Source organism: Streptomyces sp. NPDC056296, from assembly GCF_042268605.1.
Classification (GTDB): Bacteria; Actinomycetota; Actinomycetes; order Streptomycetales; family Streptomycetaceae; genus Streptomyces.
On sequence record NZ_JBHJRX010000102.1, the window covers coordinates 1 to 17,850 of the forward strand.

The window sequence follows — 17,850 nt, forward strand, 5'->3', positions numbered from 1 at the left end:
TCAAGGAACGGACGCTTCCTTTGTACTCACCCGATACTCTCGGGCTTTCCTCCGGGCGCTTCCCTTCGGTCTTGCGTTTCCGACTCTATCAGATCCTTTCGGGCCCTGATTCCCTGTCGGCGGGATTTGTGTCGTGGCCTTCTGACTTTCGCCCGTCGGCCTTTCGACATTCACTACGTTAGCCGATTTCTCCGTGGACTCATAATCGAGTCTCGCGAGTTTGAATTCAGGCATGCGGACACGCCGAATTCGCCCCCGCTGAGGGGAAATCGTAGGTAGTGGGTTGGCCGCTTCCGGCTGCAGGCGATTGCCGTACCCGGGTCAAGCGGCTCGGGCTACGTTACGCGCCTGCCAAGGGAGAGTCAACTTCGGCGGCGCCGGGGCACATGGGCCCGATAAGGGCTGACCGTCGGGTCGTCGGAGACCCAGTAGCGCCAGGGGTGGACGCCGCCCTCGCCGGCGACGCCGGTGCGTGGGCCGTTGCGTACCTGGTCGCGGGGCACAGGTACGCCGGTCAGGATGCGCAAGGGGGTGGCTTCGGCGGTGCACGCGTCCGTGCCGTTCAGGGCTCGGTCCACGCCCAGGGCGGTGGCGAGACGGGCCGGGCCTTTGGCCAGTTCCTTGTCATTGCGGGCGGAGAGTCGACGGGTGCGCGCCAGCTCCGCGCCCTCGATGATCTCGCCGGCGCGGAGCAGCACGGCGCTCGCCCTGCCCTCGGGACCGCACACCAGGTTCATGCAGAACCACATGCCATAGGTGAAGTAGACGTACACGTGTCCGGGGGGACCGAACATCACGTCGTTGCGGGGTGTGCGACCGCGGTAGGCGTGGGAGCCGGGGTCGTTCTGACCGTCGTAGGCCTCGACCTCTGTCAGGCGGAGGGCGATCGGACCGTCCGGGGTGTCGCGCACCAGGATGCGGCCCAGGAGGTCCGGGGCCACCTCGAGGATGGGGCGGTCGAAGAAATCTCTGGGCAGAGGCGTACGGTCGGGGCTCGCGATCATGCCGTCCGAGCGTAACGCAGCCGGGTCCGTGCGCGGGGTGGCCAGGGGGCGTCCGTCTTGCCAGGGTGTGGGACGCGGAACCGGCCACGGCCGAATCGCGTTTGTAGGGATCAAGGGTTACACGATGCCTGGAGAGGGAGAGACATGGCGTTCAAGAGGCTGCTCGCGAGCCTGGGGGCCGGCGGGGCTTCGGTCGAGACCGTGCTGAGCGAGGTCAACGTCGTTCCGGGCGGTGTCGTCCAGGGCGAGGTACGGATCCAGGGCGGGTCCGTCGACCAGCAGATCGAGGCGCTGTCGGTCGGACTGCAGGCCAAGGTCGAGGTGGAGAACGGCGACCAGGAGTACAAGCAGGACATCGAGTTCACGAAGAGCCGGCTCGGCGGTGCCTTCGAGCTGAAGGCGAACGCCGTGCACGCCGTGCAGTTCGGGCTCGAGATTCCGTGGGAGACGCCGATCACGACAATCGACGGGCAGACGCTGCGCGGGATGAACATCGGCGTGACCACGGAGCTGGAGATCGCGCGCGCCGTGGACTCCGGTGACCTGGACCCGATCAACGTGCACCCGCTGCCGGCGCAGAAGGCGATCCTGGACGCGTTCATCGGGCTGGGCTTCCGCTTCAAGAGCGCGGACATGGAGCGGGGCAACATCCGCGGTACGCGGCAGAAGCTGCCGTTCTACCAGGAGATCGAGTTCCTTCCGCCGCAGCAGTACCGGGGGCTGAACCAGGTCGAGCTGAGCTTCGTCGCCGACGCTCAGGCGATGGACGTCGTGCTGGAGATGGACAAGAAGCCCGGGCTGTTCAGCGAGGGCAGCGACACGTTCCGTTCCTTCAAGGTGGGGCTGAACGACTACCAGGGGACCGACTGGACGGCGTACCTCAACCAGTGGCTGTCCGAGGTCGGCAGCAAGCGGAACTGGTTCTAGGGGTTCTAGGCTCGGACACCACTGCACCGAACGATCAGGAGGTACCGAGGTGACCGAGCTCAAGCGGCGGCCGCTCCCCCATGACTTCCACCCGCCCGTGCCGGCGTTCACGGTCACGAGCGAGGACGTCCAGGAGGGGGCGACGCTCAAGGACGCTCAGGTTCACGCGGCCGGCAACACCTCGCCGCATCTGCGGTGGGAGGGTTTCCCCGCCGAGACCAAGAGCTTCGCCGTGACGTGCTACGACCCGGACGCCCCGACGGGCAGCGGGTTCTGGCACTGGGTGGTGTTCGACATCCCGGCCTCGGTGACCGAGCTGCCGGTGGGCGCGGGCAGCGGCAAGTTCGAAGGGCTGCCGGAGGGGGCCGTACAGGCGCGCAACGACTTCGGCAGCCAGGACTTCGGCGGTGCCGCGCCGCCGGCCGGGGACGGACCGCACCGGTATGTGTTCACGGTGTACGCCGTGGACCAGGAGAAGCTGGGGCCGGACGCGGAAGGCACCCCGGCGTTCGTCGGCTTCAATCTGCGGTTCCACACGATCGCGCGTGCCCAGCTCGTCGGTGAATACGAGGTGCCCGCCGAGAGCTAGTGTTCCGAGCGTTCATGGAACGTTTGCCCGCCTCTGGTCTTGGAATGGATCAGGGGCGGGCATTTTTGTTGCCGGGGGGTGGCGTGGGGGAGCTTTCCCCTCGCAGGAGCAGCAGATATTGCGTTGTCCATCTCGGCGTGCCCGGCCAGAGTTGATCCCAGCCCGCCACGGGGTGGGCCGGTGCGCACGGGAGGTGGGCTGGTATGCGGGACACGCTGGTACTGAACGCGAGCTTCGAGCCGTTGTCGACGGTGACGCTTAATCGAGCCGTCGTTCTGGTGCTCCAGGACAAGGCCGTCGTCGAGCAGGCCCACCCCGAACTGCGTATGCGCGGAGCCGCGCTCGACATACCGGCGCCCCGGGTGATCAGGCTGTGCCAATACGTACGGGTGCCCTTCCGAAGACGCGCTCCGTGGTCGAGGCGGGGCGTGCTGGTCCGGGACCGGCACCGGTGCGCGTACTGCGGGCGGCGGGGGACGACCGTCGACCACGTGGTGCCGCGGTCGCACGGCGGGCAGGACACCTGGCTGAACACGGTGGCCTCGTGTGCGGAGGACAATCACCGGAAGGCGAACCGGACGCCCGAGCAGGCGGGTATGCCGCTGCTGCGGCAGCCGTTCGAGCCGACGCCTGCCGACGCGATGCTTCTCGCCCTGGGTCAGGACGACTTCGACGCGCTGCCGGAGTGGCTCGCCCAGCCGGCCGCGTAGCCCACTACGCCGATGGGGGCGTACCTCCGGTGAGAGGTACGCCCCCATCGGCGTAGTGGGTACTGCCGTCAGTCGATGGACGGCTTCTCGCGCCGCTCCTGGGCCGGGACGCTCGCGCCGCCGCCACCGCCGTTGCCCGAACCGCCGCCCATACCGCCGAAGTTGCCCATGGCGCCGGACAGGCCCTTGAGGGCGTCGCCGATCTCGCTGGGGACGATCCAGAGCTTGTTGGCGTCGCCCTCGGCGATCTTCGGGAGCATCTGGAGGTACTGGTAGGAGAGCAGCTTCTGGTCCGGGTCGCCGGCGTGGATGGCCTCGAAGACCGTGCGGACGGCCTGGGCCTCGCCCTCGGCGCGCAGGGCGGCGGCCTTGGCCTCACCTTCGGCGCGCAGGATCTGGGACTGCTTCTCGCCCTCGGCGCGCAGGATCTCGGACTGCCGGACACCCTCGGCCTGGAGGATCGCGGCGCGCTTGTCGCGGTCGGCGCGCATCTGCTTCTCCATCGAGTCCTGGATGGAGGTGGGCGGTTCGATGGCCTTGAGTTCCACGCGGTTGACGCGGATGCCCCACTTGCCGGTGGCCTCGTCGAGGACGCCGCGCAGGGCCGCGTTGATCTCCTCGCGGGAGGTGAGGGTCCGCTCCAGGTCCATGCCGCCGATGATGTTGCGGAGCGTGGTGACGGTCAGCTGCTCGATGGCCTGGATGTAGCTGGCGACCTCGTACGTCGCGGCGCGGGCGTCGGTCACCTGGTAGTAGATGACGGTGTCGATGTTGACGACCAGGTTGTCCTGGGTGATGACCGGCTGCGGCGGGAAGGGGACGACCTGTTCGCGCAGGTCGATGCGGTTGCGGATGGTGTCGATGAACGGGACGACGATGTTGAGGCCCGCGTTCAGTGTCCGCGTGTAGCGGCCGAAGCGCTCGACGATGGCGGCGCTGGCCTGTGGGATGACCTGGATGGTCTTGATCAGGGCGATGAAGACCAACACCACCAGGATGATCAAGACGATGATGACCGGTTCCATCGTGGTTGTCCGTCCCCTTCTCCGCCGCGGCGCGCGCTCTGGCAGATCCTATTGACCCTGACTACTGAGCCTTTGACCCTGACTACTGACCCTGACTGCTGCTGATCTTACGGCTGTTGCGGATCTTGCTGGTCGAGTCTGTCAGACCGTCGCGTACCTCGGAGGGTGTTCGGTCCACTTGTGTCCGGGGAGGTCACATGATGATCGCCGTGGCCCCCTCGATGTCCACGACGTCCACTTCCTCGCCCGTCTCGTAGGTACGTCCGGTGTCGAGTGCGCGTGCCGACCAGACCTCTCCGGCGAGCTTGATCCGGCCGCCGGAGGCGTCGACCCGCTCCAGTACGACGGCCTGTCTGCCCTTCAGGGCGTCCACGCCCGTGGCCAGTTGGGGCCGTTGGGAGCGGTGCCGGGCGGCGATGGGCCGTACGACGGCGATGAGGGCGACCGAGACGATGACGAAGACGAGTACCTGGACGACGACGTCCGCGCCGAATCCGGATGCGACGGCAGCGGCGACCGCCCCGACGGCGAGCATCCCGAACTCCGGCATCGCGGTCACGACGAGCGGGATTCCGAGCGCTGCCGCGGCGACGAGCCACCACACCCATGCGTCGATGTCGTTCACATGGTCATGGTAGGTCCGGGTGACGTGCCAGGGACAGGGCGCACGGGGGGCGGGTCAGGACAGGGGGAGCCCCTGCGCGGTCCAGCGGTCGCCGACCTGCTCGACGACGAGCGGGAGTCCGAAGCAGAGGGAGAGGTTGCGGGAGGTCAGTTCGAGCTCCAGCGGGCCCGCGGCCATGATCTTGCCCTGACGGATCATCAGGACGTGGGTGAAGCCCGGGGCGATTTCCTCGACGTGGTGGGTGACCATGATCATCGAGGGGGCGATCGGGTCACGGGCGAGGCGGCCGAGGCGGCGGACGAGGTCCTCGCGGCCGCCCAGGTCGAGGCCGGCGGCGGGCTCGTCCAGGAGCAGCAGCTCGGGGTCGGTCATCAGGGCGCGGGCGATCAGCGTGCGCTTGCGCTCGCCCTCGGAGAGGGTGCCGAACCTGCGGTCGAGGTACTCGGTCATGCCGAGGCGGTCGAGGAAGGCACGGGCGCGCTGCTCGTCGATGTCCTCGTACTCCTCCTGCCAGCCGGCGGTCATGCCGTAGGCGGCGGTCAGCACGGTCTGCAGGACGGTCTGGCGCTTGGGCAGCTTGTCGGCCATGGCGATGCCGGCCATGCCGATGCGCGGGCGCAGTTCGAAGACGTCCGTGCCGGGCTTGCCGAGGGTCTCGCCGAGGATGGTGGCGGTGCCGTTGCTGGGGTAGAGGTAGCTGGACGCGACATTGAGGAGGGTGGTCTTGCCGGCGCCGTTGGGGCCCAGGATGACCCAGCGCTCACCCTCCTTCACCGACCAGGAGACCTGGTCCACCAGAGCCCGGCCCTCGCGGACCACGGATACGTCCTGAAGCTCCAGAACATCGCTCATGAGCGCGTTGTCTCCCCTTGCATTGTGGCCGGTCTCGGCTGTCGCGTACGCCTCTGGCTCGGGCCGCCGCGCCGGTGGGCGCAGGCCCTCCAGGAAATCTACGCCACCGGTCGGCTTCACCGTTCCATCGGTCCGGTCCTTAGGGTGGGGGCATGCTCTCGGAACCACGCGCAGGGCGCCTTGCCGCCTGGGGAAATGCCCTTATTGCCGGAATGGTCTCGCCGGACGACGCCGCGGTCGCGATCGTCGGCGACGACGCGGTGCATCGGGTTGAGGCGGTGCCGGGTGAGGCGGGGCCCGTCGGTCTCACGTTGGCGCTCGGGCGGCTGCGGGCGCTCGGCGCGACCGGGTTGCGGGTCGCGCTGCCCGCGCCGGGGCATCCGCTGGGGCTGAGCGGACCGCCGGAGTTCAACGCGCGGGCGCTGGAGGCCGAGGAAGCGGTGATTTGTCACGGTGCGGCGCTCGGGCTGGTGCCGGAGGTGTACGAGGCCGGGCCCGAGGGTGATGTGCATGTCGAGGTCGTCTGGCACTGCCTGCCCGTGCGGGAGGCACCGCCCGCCGATGTGCCCTCGCTCGGGGAGGCCGAGCGGGAGTTGGCGGAGGCGCTGCGCGACGCGACGGAGGTGCTGACGCGGCTGGATGTGGCCGGGTCGGGGCCGGTGGCGGAGGCGGCGGTCGCGGCGTACCGGGCGCGGGCCGAGCGGGGGCGGGAGGTGCTGGCGCCGGGGTATCCGCCGCGGGCGGTGCGGGTGCTGGAGTTGGCGCAGCGGGTGGGGGCGTTGGTGTCGCTGGCGGGTGAGAACGGGCACGGGGGCGCGGCGAGCGCGTCCGAGATGGCGGCGCGGGGGGAGGCGTTGCGGCCGGTGGAGCGGACGGCTCGGCGGGCGCAGGTCGCGGCGTACAACTCCGTTGTGGAGGAGGGGGGGTGGGGGGTGCGGTGACGTCCCTTGGTTGTGCGGGGGCGCGCCTTCGGTGTGCGGGGGCGTGCCTGGGTGTGCGTGGGCGTGCCCTCGGTGTGCGGTGATGACGTCGGTCGGGGGCGGTGACGTCTCTCGGTCAGGGTGACCGGCGTCGTGGTGGGGCGGGGGTGGGTCGCGCGGCCCGGCGCTGGCGGGGTGCCGCTGCGCCCACCCGTGCCGCCCCAGCGGCACGACTGCCCGCAGCTGGGCGGGTAGCGGGCGGCTGACCGCAGCTGGGGGGTAGCGGGCGGCTGCCCGCAGCTGGGAGGAGGAGCGGGCGACTGTCCGCAGCTGGGGGGCCGGTCCGGGTGCCCTCAGCTGGGGGCGGGTGCCGGTGCTGGAGGGGAAGCCGGGCATGCGATCGGCCTCCCGGGTGGGGGCCCGGGAGGCCGTGGTGGCTTGGTGGCCTGGGTCAGTGGTTGACGCCGAGGTTGCCGAAGGCCGGGTTCAGGACGCCGATGACGTTGACGCTGTTGCCGACGGCGTTCACCGGGATGTGGATCGGCGCCTGGACGACGTTGCCGGAGGCGACGCCCGGGGAGCCGATGGCCTCGCCGTGGGCGACCGAGCCGTCGGTGGCGGAGGCCATGCCCGCGCCGGCGGCGATCAGCCCGCCGGCCATCATCGTCACGGCCGCTGCCTTCTTCAGGTTCTTCACTTACAAGCCCTCCTTGCGATTGCCGCGGCAGTCGCCGCAGCACGCACTGGAGAACGGCCGGGCGGCGGAGAGGATGCGCCATATGGGGGACATTCCCACGACGGTATGAATCTCGGACTGGAGGGGAACCCTCCGGGGTGTCGCCGCGTACGGGGTCAGCCGGTGGTCAGCCGGTCACTCCATGGCGTACGGCCCACAGCGCGGCCTGGGTGCGGTCCGCTAGATCGAGTTTCATCAGGATGTTCGACACGTGGGTCTTCACGGTCTTCTCGGAGAGGACGAGGGCGCGCGCGATCTCCCGGTTGGAGCGGCCGTCCGCGATCAGGCCCAGCACCTCGCGCTCCCGCTCCGTGAGGGCACCCGCTCTGCCCTGGCCCGAGTTGCTCTCCTCCTGGGAGAGGAGGGCGCCCGCGACCTCGGGCTGGAGCAGGATGTGGCCGGCGTGGACGGAGCGGATGGCGCCCGCCAGCGCGTCGGGATCGACGTCCTTGTAGACGTAGCCGGCCGCGCCCGCCCGCAGGGCCGGGACGACGGTGCGCTGCTCGGTGAAGCTGGTGACGACCAGCACGCGCGCGCGGTTGTCCAGCTCGCGGAGTCTGCGCAGCGCGTCGACGCCGTCCATGCCCGGCATCTTGACGTCCATGAGGATCACGTCGGGTTTCAGCTCCTCGGCCCGGTCGACGCCCTCGGCGCCGTCCGCGGCCTCGCCCACCACCTCGATGTCGTCCTGCACCTCCAAGAAGGTGCGCAGGCCCCGGCGGACCACTTGGTGATCGTCGACGAGCAGCACCTTGATTGCGTCAGCCACCGGGGACCTCCATCTCGATCGTGGTGCCCTTGCCGGGCGCCGATTGCACGGTCAGCCTGCCGCCGGCGCCGCTCGCCCGGTCCCGCATCGAGACCAAGCCCAGGTGGCGTCCCGCGCGGCGCACCGTACGCGTGTCGAAGCCGCTGCCGTCGTCGGTGACCCGCAGCACGGCTCCGGGGCCGCGCCGGTGCAGCGTCACGTCGACGTGTTCCGCCGCGGAGTGGCGCAGGGCGTTGTGCAGCGCCTCCTGGGCGACGCGCAGCAGCGCCTCCTCCTGGGCGGCGGGCAGGGCCTTGACCCCGTGGCCGGTGAAGGTCACGCGCGCGGTGTGGGCGCGGTCGAGGACCTGGATCTGGGTGCGGAGGGTGGCGACGAGGCCGTCCTCGTCCAGGGCGGCGGGGCGCAGCTCGACGACGGCGGCACGCAGTTCGTCGGCGGCCTCGGCGGCGAGCACGGCGACCTGCTGCAGCTCGCCCTTGGCGCGCACGGGGTCGCGGTCGACCAGGGTGGCGGCGGCCTGGGCGGTCAGGCGCAGCGAGAACAGTTTCTGGCTGACCGCGTCGTGCAGTTCGTGGGCGAGGCGGGAGCGCTCCTCGGCGATGGTCAGCTCGCGGCTGCGTTCGTACAGGCGGGCGTTGGTGAGGGCGATCGCGGCGTGCTGGGCGAGGATGCCCAGCAGTTCCTCGTCGTCCGCGGTGAAGCCGCAGCCGCCGGTCGGCTTCGGACACGGGGGGTGCGGGGGGTCTCCCCCCACCGGGCGCAGCTTGTTGGCCAGGAACAACGCGCCGATGACCTCGTCGCCGTCGCGGATCGGCAGGCCCAGGAAGTCGACCAGGTCGGGGTGGGCGGACGGCCAGCCCTCGAAGCGGGGGTCCTCGCGGACGTCGCCGAGGCGCTGGGGCGTGGCCTCGTGCAGCATCGCGGCGAGGATGCCGTGCTGGCGCGGCAGGGGGCCGATGGCCTTCCACTGCTCCTCGCTGACGCCGTCGACGACGAACTGGGCGAAGCCGCCGTGGTCGTCGGGGACGCCGAGGGCGGCGTACTGCGCGTCGAGCAGCTCGCGGGCCGAGGCGACGATCGTCTTGAGGACGTCGCGCACCTCGAGGTGCCTGCTCATGGCCAGCAGCGCGGAACTGACCGCGGCGAGGCCGGACCGGGGGACGTGGCTCATGTCCTCACGGTACCGGCGGGGTGCGACACCGGGATCGGGCCTGTGGACGCCGTCGCCTAGGCCGGTGGACCTAGGCCCGAGGTCCCGCCCGCCGGTCCTAGGGCGAAGGGCCCCGCACGGTTGCGGCCCGTGCCCGAGGCGGCCGGTGCGGACCGGTTCCTACGTTGAGGATCACGCCGACCGCTCAGGAGGCGTGGACGACGAGGGGACGTGTGTCATGCCGGTTGCGATCATCACGGGAGCTTCGAAGGGACTGGGCCGGGCGCTCGCCGAGGCTCTGGCGGCGCGGGGCTGGGACCTGGTGCTGGACGCCAGGACACCGGAGGTGCTCAAGGAGACCGCGGCGGCGCTGGAGGCGTACGGAACGCGCGTGACGGCGCTGCCCGGGGACGTCACCGACGCCGGGCACCGGGCCGGGCTGGTCGCGGCGGCCTGGCGGCTGGGCGGGGTGGATCTGCTGGTCAGCAACGCGAGCGCGCTGGGCGCGGAGCCGCTGGTGCGCCTGGAGGAGCTGTCGCTGGACGGGCTGCGGCGGGCCCTGGAGGTGAACGTCGTGGCCGCGCTGGGCCTGGTCCAGGAGGCGCTGCCGTTGCTGCGTGCGGCCCCGGCGGGCGCGGTGCTGACGGTCAGCTCGGACGCCGCGGCGGAGGCGTACGAGACGTGGGGCGGCTACGGGGCCTCCAAAGCGGCCCTGGACCAGTTGGCGGCGGTGCTGGGCGCCGAGGAGCCGGGGCTGCGGGTCTGGGCGGTCGATCCCGGGGACATGGCCACCGACCTGTACGCGGCGGCCGTACCGGACGACGACGATCCGCGGCCCGATCCGGTGGCTGTCGTCCCGGCGCTGCTCAGGCTGCTGGACGAGCGGCCGGCCGGCGGTCGCTACGGTGCTCCGGCGCTGCTGGAGGGACCGCGATGACGCTGGCGTTGCGCGTTCCGGAGGAACTGTCGGCGCGGGTACCCGCCGAGCAGCGGGGGCCCGGCCTGGACCGGGACGGCGTACGGCTGCTGGTGTCGCGTGGGACCGAGGTGTCGCATCACGGGTTCCGGGAGCTGCCGGGGCTGCTGCGGGCCGGGGATCTGCTCGTCGTCAACACGTCGGCGACGCTGGCCGCAGCCGTCGACGGGCGTGTCGGGGACGCGCCCGTGGTGGTGCACGTCTCCACGCGCGGGGACGACGGCCGGTGGGCGGTGGAGCTGCGGGATCCCGACGGTAGGGGCACCACGCGCGCGCGTGCGGGCGGGCCGAAGGGGACGGAGGTGCGGCTCCCCGGCGGTGCGCGGCTCGTGCTGGAGGAGCCGTTGAGTGCGCGCGGGGAGCGGTTGTGGTGGGCTCGGGTGTCGGGGGCGGAGGTGCCCGTGGTGCTCCGGGAGCACGGACGGGCCATTCGTTACTCCTATACGGAGCGGGATCAGCCGTTGTCCGCGTACCAGACGGTGTTCGCGCTCGCGTCCGCGGACGGGGCGGGCAGCGCGGAGATGCCGAGCGCGGCACGGCCCTTCACGGCGCGGCTGGTGGCGGAGCTGGTGAGCCGGGGGGTGCAGTTCGCGCCGGTGACGCTGCACACGGGGGTGGCTTCGGCGGAGTCGCACGAGCCGCCGTACCCGGAGCGGTTCTCCGTGCCGGAGGCGTCGGCGCGGCTGATCAACGCCGCCCGGGCCGGTGACGGGCGGGTGCTGGCGGTGGGGACGACGGCCGTGCGGGCGGTGGAGTCGGCGGCCGGTGCCGACGGGGTCGTACGGGCCCGGGCGGGGTGGACCGATCTGGTCGTGACTCCGGAGCGCGGGGTGCGGGTGGTCGACGGGCTGCTGACGGGGCTGCACGAGCCCGAGGCCTCGCATCTGCTGATGCTGGAGGCGGTGGCGGGGCGGGCGGCGATCGACCGCGGGTACGAGGCGGCGGTGCTCGGTCGCTACCTGTGGCACGAGTTCGGAGACGTCCATCTCCTCCTGCCGTAGGAGGAGGGTGCGCAGACCCTCACGCACTGCATTGCTTCAGCAACCAACGGTGAGAAGAGCGGGGGCGGGTGTGAGCCCGCGCATAGGGTGCACGTCACGTACGAAGGGGAGTAGGAGAACGACTCGTCCGTTTTGAGCGGGGCAGATGGTCCAATCTGCCCCGCTTTGCCGTTCCCTGATCCACTACCCCGGATCGTACGTCACACCTTTGCCTCCGGATTTTGCGGCCGCTAAGAATTGCTCTCGTCGCTCAGCGCCGTGGGTTGTCGCCCCGCGGCGTTTGTGCCGGAAGCATCCCTGTCCCCCACCGGACGAGAGCGACCTCCGCGCTATTCGAAGAGGTCTATCCCGCCATGCCCAAGAACATCTTCACCCGTGGTCATAGTCGCCCCCTGAACCGCACCCACAAGCTCGCGATAGCCGGTGTCGGCACGCTCGGCGCCGCCGCCGTCGCGCTCACCGCGGTGCCGGCCAGCGGCCAGACGACCACGAGCGAGGCTGCCGCTCCGAAGGCCAAGGTGGCGTACAGCACCGAGCAGATCCAGGACGTGCACGCCGGCGTCACCGGTCAGCTCGCCGGTGCCAGCCAGAAGGTCGCCTCCATCGAGGCGAAGAAGGAGGCGACCGCCAAGGCCGCCGCCAAGAAGAAGGCCGCTGCCGAGAAGGCCGCGGAGAAGCGCGAGGCCAAGGAGACCGTCAGCCGGTCCGCCGAGCGCGCCGAGGTCAAGAAGGCCTCGACGAAGAGCTACTCCGACAACCTCGACGGCTGGATCCGCGAGGCCCGGGACATCATGAAGAAGCACGACATCCCGGGTAGCTACGAGGGCATCCACCGCAACATCATGCGGGAGTCCTCCGGCAACCCGAAGGCCATCAACGACTGGGACATCAACGCCATCAACGGCATCCCGTCCAAGGGCCTGCTCCAGGTGATCCCGCCGACGTTCGAGGCCTACCACGTGCCCGGCACCTCCAAGAACATCTACGACCCGGTCGCCAACATCGTCGCCGCGTGCAACTACGCCGCGGACAAGTACGGCACCATGGACAACGTCGACAGCGCGTACTGAGGTCGGCGCGGACCTCTTCGCGACGTCGCCGACGCCGATCCGAACGCCGAAGGGCGGCACCCTCCTGACGGGGTGCCGCCCTTCGGGGCGTTTACGGGACCCGAGGTCCCCTGCGGTTATTTGCGCATGACCTCGGGCTCGTGGCGGCGCAGGAAGCGTGCCACGAAGAAGCCGCAGATCACGCCGAGGACGATCAGCGCGGCCATGTTCAGACCCCAGGCGCCGACGGTGTGCTCCCACAGCGGATCCGCCTCGGCGCCCTTCTCCGGCGGGCTGATCCTGTTGAAGTCCAGCGTGGATCCGGCGGCGGCGACCGCCCAGCGCGACGGCATCAGGTACGAGAACTGGTTGACGCCGACCGCGCCGTTCAGGGCGAAGAGGCAGCCGGTGAAGACGACCTGGATGATCGCGAACATGACGAGCAGCGGCATGGTCTTCTCGGCGGTCTTCACCAGCGACGAGATGATCAGACCGAACATCATCGAGGTGAAGCCCAGCGCCATGATCGGCAGGGACAGCTCGACGAGCGTCAGCCCCCCGAGGACCAGCCCCTCCTCCGGGATCTCCCGGGTGGCGAAGCCGATGACGCCGACCAGCAGACCCTGCAGCACCGTGATCATGCCGAGCACGAAGACCTTGGACATCAGGTACGCGGAGCGCGACAGGCCGGTCGCGCGCTCCCGCTCGTAGATGACCCGTTCCTTGATCAGCTCACGGACGGAGTTCGCGGCACCGGCGAAGCAGGCGCCGACCGCGAGGATCAGCAGGACCGTGGTGGCCGTGCCGTTGGGAATGATCCGGCCGGTCTCCGGGTTGGCCGGATTGGGCAGCAGGCCCTTGTCGGCGTCGATGAGCAGGCTCACCGCGCCGAGTACGGCCGGCAGGATCACCATCAGGGCGAGGAAGCCCTTGTCCGAGACGATCACCGAGGTGTAGCGCCGCACCAGCGTGACGAACTGGGACATCCAGCCCTGCGGCTTCGGCGGCTTCATCGCCTGCATCGCCGGTACCTGTACGGACTGCGGCGCGACGGCGTCGATGTCCGCGGCGTACATCTGGTAATGCTGCGAGCCCTTCCAGCGGCCCGCCCAGTCGTAGTCGCGGTAGTTCTCGAAGGCGGAGAAGACGTCGGCCCAGGTGTCGTAGCCGAAGAAGTTCAGCGCCTCCTCGGGCGGACCGAAGTAGGCCACCGAGCCGCCCGGCGCCATCACCAGCAGCTTGTCGCAGATCGCCAGCTCGGCCACCGAGTGGGTGACGACGAGGACGGTGCGGCCGTCGTCGGCGAGGCCGCGCAGCAGCTGCATGACATCGCGGTCCATGCCCGGGTCGAGGCCGGAGGTCGGCTCGTCCAGGAAGATCAGCGACGGCTTGGTGAGCAGTTCCAGGGCCACGGAGACACGCTTGCGCTGGCCACCGGACAGGGACGTGACCTTCTTGTCCTTGTGGATGTCCAGCTTGAGCTCGCGCAGCACCTCGTCGATACGGGCGTCACGCTCGGCGGCCGTCGTGTCGGCCGGGAAGCGCAGCTTGGCCGCGTACTTGAGGGCCTTCTTGACGGTCAGCTCCTTGTGCAGGATGTCGTCCTGCGGGACCAGACCGATGCGCTGACGCAGCTCGGCGAACTGCTTGTACAGGTTCCTGTTGTCGTACAGGACCTCGCCCTGGTCGGCGGGCCGGTAGCCGGTGAGCGCCTTGAGCAGGGTCGACTTGCCGGAGCCGGACGGGCCGATGACCGCGATCAGCGACTTCTCGGGTACGCCGAAGGAGACGTCCTTGAGGATCTGCTTGCCGCCGTCGACCGTGACGGTCAGGTGCCGGGCGGAGAAGGACACCTCACCGGTGTCGACGAACTCCTCGAGGCGGTCCCCGACGATGCGGAACGTCGAGTGGCCGACGCCCACGATGTCGGTCGGGCCGAGCAGCTGGGAGCCGCCCTTGGCGATCGGCAGACCGTTGACGTACGTGCCGTTGTGCGAGCCCAGGTCGCGGATCTCCATGCGCCCGTCGGGCGTCGCGTGGAACTCCGCGTGGTTGCGCGAGACCTGCAGGTCGGAGACGACCAGCTCGTTCTCCAGGGCACGACCGATGCGCATCACGCGGCCGAGCGAGAACTGGTGGAACGTGGTCGGGCTGCGGTCGCCGTAGACCGGCGGCGCCCCCGCCGCGCCGCCGGGCCCCTGCTGCTGGGGGAAGTGCGGCGCGGCCTGCTGCGGCTGCGGCGCGTGCTGCGGCTGCGCGTGCTGCGGCTGCGCGTGCTGCGGCGCGTGCTGCTGCCAGCCGGCCTGCTGCTGCCCGTGCTGCTGGGCCTGGTGCGGCGGGGCCTGCTGCTTCTGCGGCTCCTGCGCCGGTGCCTGCTGGGCCCAGCCGGCGTTCGCACCCTGCGCGGCGTACGGCTGCTGCTGGGGCTGGGCCTGCGGCGTGCCGACGGCGGCCTGCGCGCCGGTCAGGTTCACGCGCGGTCCGTCGGTGGCGTTGCCCAGGTTCAGCACCGTACCGGCGCCGAGCTCCACCTGCTGGATCCGCTGCCCGTGCACGAACGTGCCGTTGGTACTGCCGTGATCCTCGACGACCCAACTGCGGCCGTTGAAACTGATCGTGGCATGCCGCCAGGAAACCCTGGCGTCGTCGAAGACAAGCTCCCCCTGCGGATCGCGTCCGAGCGCATATGACCGGGACGGGTCGAGCGTCCAGGTCTGTCCATTGGATTCCAGTACGAGTTCCGGCACTCCATGCCCCACTGAGTTGTCCCCCGATTTGCTCCCGTCGCGGGGAGTCTAGGGATGTCGAACATCGGGGGGAACTATTTCAGGCTCGGCCCCCTGACCGAAAGTCGGGCCTTGTGAAAACTGCGTAGGCACCCTCCGGCCGTTCCCGTTGACGGGGTTGAAACCTGCCCGGAGAGTGGTATTCCACGCGAGGGGGACATGCGCGGCAACTCCGCCGCGCAGCGGATCGGGGGGTCTGCCATGAGCGCGTCCACAAGGGTCGGAACCGACGGGTACGACACCAAGGTGCCTTGGGGAGACGTCCTGCTGTCCGCGATCGCCGCCGTGAGCTGGGCGTTGATCGGTATGGCGGGAACGGCGGCACTCGGTCTCCATCTGCTCGACGCGGACGCGGCGGGCTCGCTCGGCCCGATGACCGCGGCGGTCGTGGCGCTCGGAGCGGGCGGTTCGGTCACACCGGCCGGTGATGTGTCCGCGTTCGGGCTGAAAGGGGCCGAGGCACACACGGCCGTCGAGATCACGCCACTGGGTGTCGGTCTGGTCGGTGCGCTGCTCCTGTCGTTCTTCTTCCTACGGTCCCTGCGGGCGGCCGGAGTTGTGGTCGCGCCCGCCGAACTCCTCGCGCGCGCGGGAGCGGTGATCGCCCTTTTCGTGGCGATGACGGGCGGGCTGGCCTGGGCGGGGCACGACGTCGTCACGATCGGCGGCGGCTCGCTCGGGCTGGACGACCTGCCCGGCGGGGGTGGGGGTGGTGGCATCGAGATTCCGGGGCTCGGTGACGTGGGCGACATCGGCGGGCTGCTGCCCGACCGGATCGGTGACCTCGTCGACGCCGAGGCGGCCGTCGGCTTCACCGTCGACACCGCGCCGACGCTGCTGGGCGGGCTGGTCTGGTCCGCCGGGGTCCTGCTGATCGCGCTGCTGGCCTCGCGTCGCACTCCCCTGCCGCGCGGGTTCGAGGCCGTGCACCGGGTGGTGCGGCCGGCGGTGTCGGCCGTCGTCACCGTGGCGCTCACCGCGGTGGCGGCCGGTTTCGCGGCGGCGGCCTACGCGGCGATCGGCGACGACCACCCCCGGCGGATCGCCGGGGCCGCGCTGCTGGGCGCGCCGAACGGGGTCTGGCTCGGTGTTCCGATCGGCCTGTTCGTGCCGTGGGACGGGCGGGCCACGGGCGAGCTGGTCGGAGTACTCCCCGCTCCGCTGGACGAGCTGCTGAGCGCCGGCGCCGAGGAGCCCGTCACGCTCGGGCGACTGGCGGAGCTGGACGGGCGGGTGTGGCTGCTGGGGGTGGCGGCGGCGCTGATGATGCTGCTGGCCGGGGTGCTGACGGCGGTACGGACACCGGTGACGCGGGGCGACACGCGCTCCCTCGCCTTCGCCGGGCGGTGCGCTCTGCGGCTGGGCGTCGCGACCGCGCTCGCGCTGCCGCTGCTGGCCTGGCTGACGGAGGTGTCCGTGAACGCCTCCCTGTCGGTGCTCGGCGTCGACGCGTTCGGGGCGGGCATCGACCTGCGGGGACACCTCGGCACGGCGCTGCTGCTGGGTGCCGTGTGGGGCGCGGGGGCCGGAGCCGCCGGGGCGCTGCTGGCACGGGCGAGCGGGGCGGCCGGGGCGCGAGCGACGCCGTTGGCACGGAGTGCCGGGACGGCTGGGGCGGAGGCCGCGGTCGGGGGTGGCGGGATCGCGGGCGACATGACTGGGCCGCTGTCGGGGTCGCCGTCGGGGCCGTACTGGCCGGGCTCGCCGGGCTCGCCGGGCTCGCCGGGCTCGCCGGGCTCGCCGCAGCGGCCGCCCTACCGCGGGGCCAATCCGTATCTGCGGCTGCGGGAGGGGGCGGGAGAGCCCGAGGACGCGCGGTCAGCGGGGCCGCGTACCCCGCCACCGCCCGCTGCGGGGCAGACACCGGGGAGCGGACGGCCCGCCCCCGGAGCCCAGCCGCACGGCGGCGCTGGGCAGGGGCCCGGGGGCGTGGGCCGGGGACCCGAAAACGCGGGGCAGCAGCCCGACCGCGGCGGGCGGCAGGACGGCCACGAGCAGCACGGCGGTGACGGACGGCACGGCGGTGACGGACGGCACGGGGGCGACGGGCGGCACGGGGGTGACGGACGACGCGGCGGTGACGGACGGCACGGCGGTGACGGACGACGCGGCGGTGACGGACGACGCGGCGGTGACGGACGACGCGGCGGTGACGGACGGCAGGACGGCCACGAGCAGCACGGCGGTGACGGGCGGCACGGAGGCGACGGGCGGCACGGAGGCGACTTGCAGCCCGACGGCGACGGGCGGCACAGCGGCGACGATGTGTACGGCGCCCCTACGGTGGCCGGGCCGCTGGGGCCGCCGCCGGGAACGCCGCGACGGCCTCCGCGGCCCGGGAGCCGGCCACGGTCCCGGTGGGGCGAAGGCCCCCCTCCCCCGCCTCCCCCGCCTCCGGCGCCGCCGCGGCATCCCAGGGACGACCGGTGAAGCGCTCGGCCCCGGGCCGGGGCGAGTCGATGGCCGACCCCCGAGTCTCCGGGACGCGGCAGCCACCGCCCTGAGCGGTACGGCGGCCTCCGCGGCCCGCAGGACGGCCCGAAGTTCACGCACCGAAGTCGGGCCGGCGCCGAGGCCACCGGGCCGTGGCGGCCCCGCCCTGAGCGGTACGGCGGCCCCCGCGGCCCGCAGGACGACCCGAAGTTCACGCACCGAAGTCGGGCCGGCGCCGAGGCCACCGGGCCGTGGCGGCCCCGCCCTGAGCGGTACGGCGGCCCCCGCGGCCCGCAGG

Annotated in this window: 16 protein-coding genes; 8 read left to right on the plus strand and 8 right to left on the minus strand. The window is 71.4% G+C overall.

The window, feature by feature from the left end; genetic code table 11:
* Window positions 1-362: 362 nt before the first annotated feature.
* A complete protein-coding gene (locus ACFCZF_RS39375) occupies window positions 363-1,004 on the minus strand; it encodes a DNA-3-methyladenine glycosylase (protein WP_376675759.1) in 642 nt (213 codons plus the stop codon).
* A 144-nt stretch (window positions 1,005-1,148) separates the two neighbouring features.
* On the opposite strand from ACFCZF_RS39375, the gene ACFCZF_RS39380 reads away from it, so the two are divergent.
* The 3 genes from ACFCZF_RS39380 (at window position 1,149) to ACFCZF_RS39390 (ending at window position 3,230) form a co-directional block, all read left to right on the plus strand.
* Window positions 1,149-1,931 carry a sporulation protein gene (locus ACFCZF_RS39380; RefSeq protein ID WP_375925565.1) on the plus strand — a complete coding sequence of 261 codons (783 nt, stop codon included), beginning with the start codon at window positions 1,149-1,151 and terminating at the stop codon, window positions 1,929-1,931.
* A 49-nt stretch (window positions 1,932-1,980) separates the two neighbouring features.
* The gene (locus ACFCZF_RS39385) at window positions 1,981-2,520 is read left to right on the plus strand and encodes a YbhB/YbcL family Raf kinase inhibitor-like protein (RefSeq protein ID WP_376675760.1); all 540 of its coding nucleotides are present in this window, start codon (window positions 1,981-1,983) and stop codon (window positions 2,518-2,520) included.
* A 203-nt stretch (window positions 2,521-2,723) separates the two neighbouring features.
* On the plus strand, window positions 2,724-3,230 hold the full coding sequence (locus ACFCZF_RS39390; protein WP_375925569.1) for an HNH endonuclease: 507 nt from the start codon (window positions 2,724-2,726) through the stop codon (window positions 3,228-3,230).
* A gap of 68 nt (window positions 3,231-3,298) precedes the next feature.
* Here the strand turns inward: ACFCZF_RS39390 and ACFCZF_RS39395 are convergent, their stop codons facing one another.
* The 3 genes from ACFCZF_RS39395 to ACFCZF_RS39405 all read right to left on the minus strand — a co-directional run bounded on the left by ACFCZF_RS39395 (window position 3,299) and on the right by ACFCZF_RS39405 (window position 5,732).
* Window positions 3,299-4,255: an SPFH domain-containing protein gene (locus ACFCZF_RS39395; protein WP_375920328.1), complete on the minus strand. Its 957-nt coding sequence runs from the start codon at window positions 4,253-4,255 to the stop codon at window positions 3,299-3,301.
* Window positions 4,256-4,448: 193 nt separating this feature from the next.
* Complete coding sequence (locus ACFCZF_RS39400; protein ID WP_375920325.1) at window positions 4,449-4,880, minus strand: NfeD family protein; 432 nt, start codon at window positions 4,878-4,880, stop codon at window positions 4,449-4,451.
* A gap of 54 nt (window positions 4,881-4,934) precedes the next feature.
* Window positions 4,935-5,732, minus strand: a complete 798-nt coding sequence (locus ACFCZF_RS39405; protein ID WP_376675761.1) for an ABC transporter ATP-binding protein — start codon at window positions 5,730-5,732, stop codon at window positions 4,935-4,937.
* Between the two features lie 152 nt (window positions 5,733-5,884).
* Here ACFCZF_RS39405 and ACFCZF_RS39410 point away from each other — a divergent pair, with 152 nt between their 5' ends.
* Window positions 5,885-6,673 carry a hypothetical protein gene (locus tag ACFCZF_RS39410; RefSeq protein ID WP_376675762.1) on the plus strand — a complete coding sequence of 263 codons (789 nt, stop codon included), beginning with the start codon at window positions 5,885-5,887 and terminating at the stop codon, window positions 6,671-6,673.
* Between the two features lie 430 nt (window positions 6,674-7,103).
* Here ACFCZF_RS39410 and chpE read toward each other — a convergent pair whose 3' ends face one another.
* The 3 genes from chpE to ACFCZF_RS39425 all read right to left on the minus strand — a co-directional run bounded on the left by chpE (window position 7,104) and on the right by ACFCZF_RS39425 (window position 9,328).
* Window positions 7,104-7,349, minus strand: a complete 246-nt coding sequence (gene chpE, locus ACFCZF_RS39415; protein WP_375920315.1) for a chaplin ChpE — start codon at window positions 7,347-7,349, stop codon at window positions 7,104-7,106.
* A gap of 166 nt (window positions 7,350-7,515) precedes the next feature.
* A complete protein-coding gene (locus ACFCZF_RS39420) occupies window positions 7,516-8,157 on the minus strand; it encodes a response regulator transcription factor (RefSeq protein WP_361737955.1) in 642 nt (213 codons plus the stop codon).
* Complete coding sequence (locus ACFCZF_RS39425) at window positions 8,150-9,328, minus strand: GAF domain-containing sensor histidine kinase (protein ID WP_375920311.1); 1,179 nt, start codon at window positions 9,326-9,328, stop codon at window positions 8,150-8,152. Before ACFCZF_RS39425 ends, ACFCZF_RS39420 begins: the two co-directional genes overlap by 8 nt.
* A gap of 217 nt (window positions 9,329-9,545) precedes the next feature.
* Here ACFCZF_RS39425 and ACFCZF_RS39430 point away from each other — a divergent pair, with 217 nt between their 5' ends.
* The 3 genes from ACFCZF_RS39430 to ACFCZF_RS39440 all read left to right on the plus strand — a co-directional run bounded on the left by ACFCZF_RS39430 (window position 9,546) and on the right by ACFCZF_RS39440 (window position 12,354).
* Window positions 9,546-10,244 carry an SDR family NAD(P)-dependent oxidoreductase gene (locus ACFCZF_RS39430; protein ID WP_375920307.1) on the plus strand — a complete coding sequence of 233 codons (699 nt, stop codon included), beginning with the start codon at window positions 9,546-9,548 and terminating at the stop codon, window positions 10,242-10,244.
* On the plus strand, window positions 10,241-11,284 hold the full coding sequence (locus tag ACFCZF_RS39435; RefSeq protein WP_376675763.1) for an S-adenosylmethionine:tRNA ribosyltransferase-isomerase: 1,044 nt from the start codon (window positions 10,241-10,243) through the stop codon (window positions 11,282-11,284). The genes ACFCZF_RS39430 and ACFCZF_RS39435 overlap by 4 nt, the downstream gene beginning before the upstream one ends.
* 353 nt (window positions 11,285-11,637) lie before the next feature.
* Window positions 11,638-12,354, plus strand: coding sequence for a transglycosylase SLT domain-containing protein (locus ACFCZF_RS39440; protein WP_376675764.1), 717 nt, complete (start codon window positions 11,638-11,640; stop codon window positions 12,352-12,354).
* Window positions 12,355-12,470: 116 nt separating this feature from the next.
* Here the strand turns inward: ACFCZF_RS39440 and ACFCZF_RS39445 are convergent, their stop codons facing one another.
* Window positions 12,471-15,080, minus strand: coding sequence for an FHA domain-containing protein (locus ACFCZF_RS39445; protein ID WP_376675765.1), 2,610 nt, complete (start codon window positions 15,078-15,080; stop codon window positions 12,471-12,473).
* 240 nt (window positions 15,081-15,320) lie between these two features.
* Here ACFCZF_RS39445 and ACFCZF_RS39450 point away from each other — a divergent pair, with 240 nt between their 5' ends.
* The gene (locus tag ACFCZF_RS39450) at window positions 15,321-17,549 is read left to right on the plus strand and encodes a streptophobe family protein (protein WP_376675766.1); all 2,229 of its coding nucleotides are present in this window, start codon (window positions 15,321-15,323) and stop codon (window positions 17,547-17,549) included.
* The last annotated feature ends 301 nt before the right edge of the window (window positions 17,550-17,850 follow it).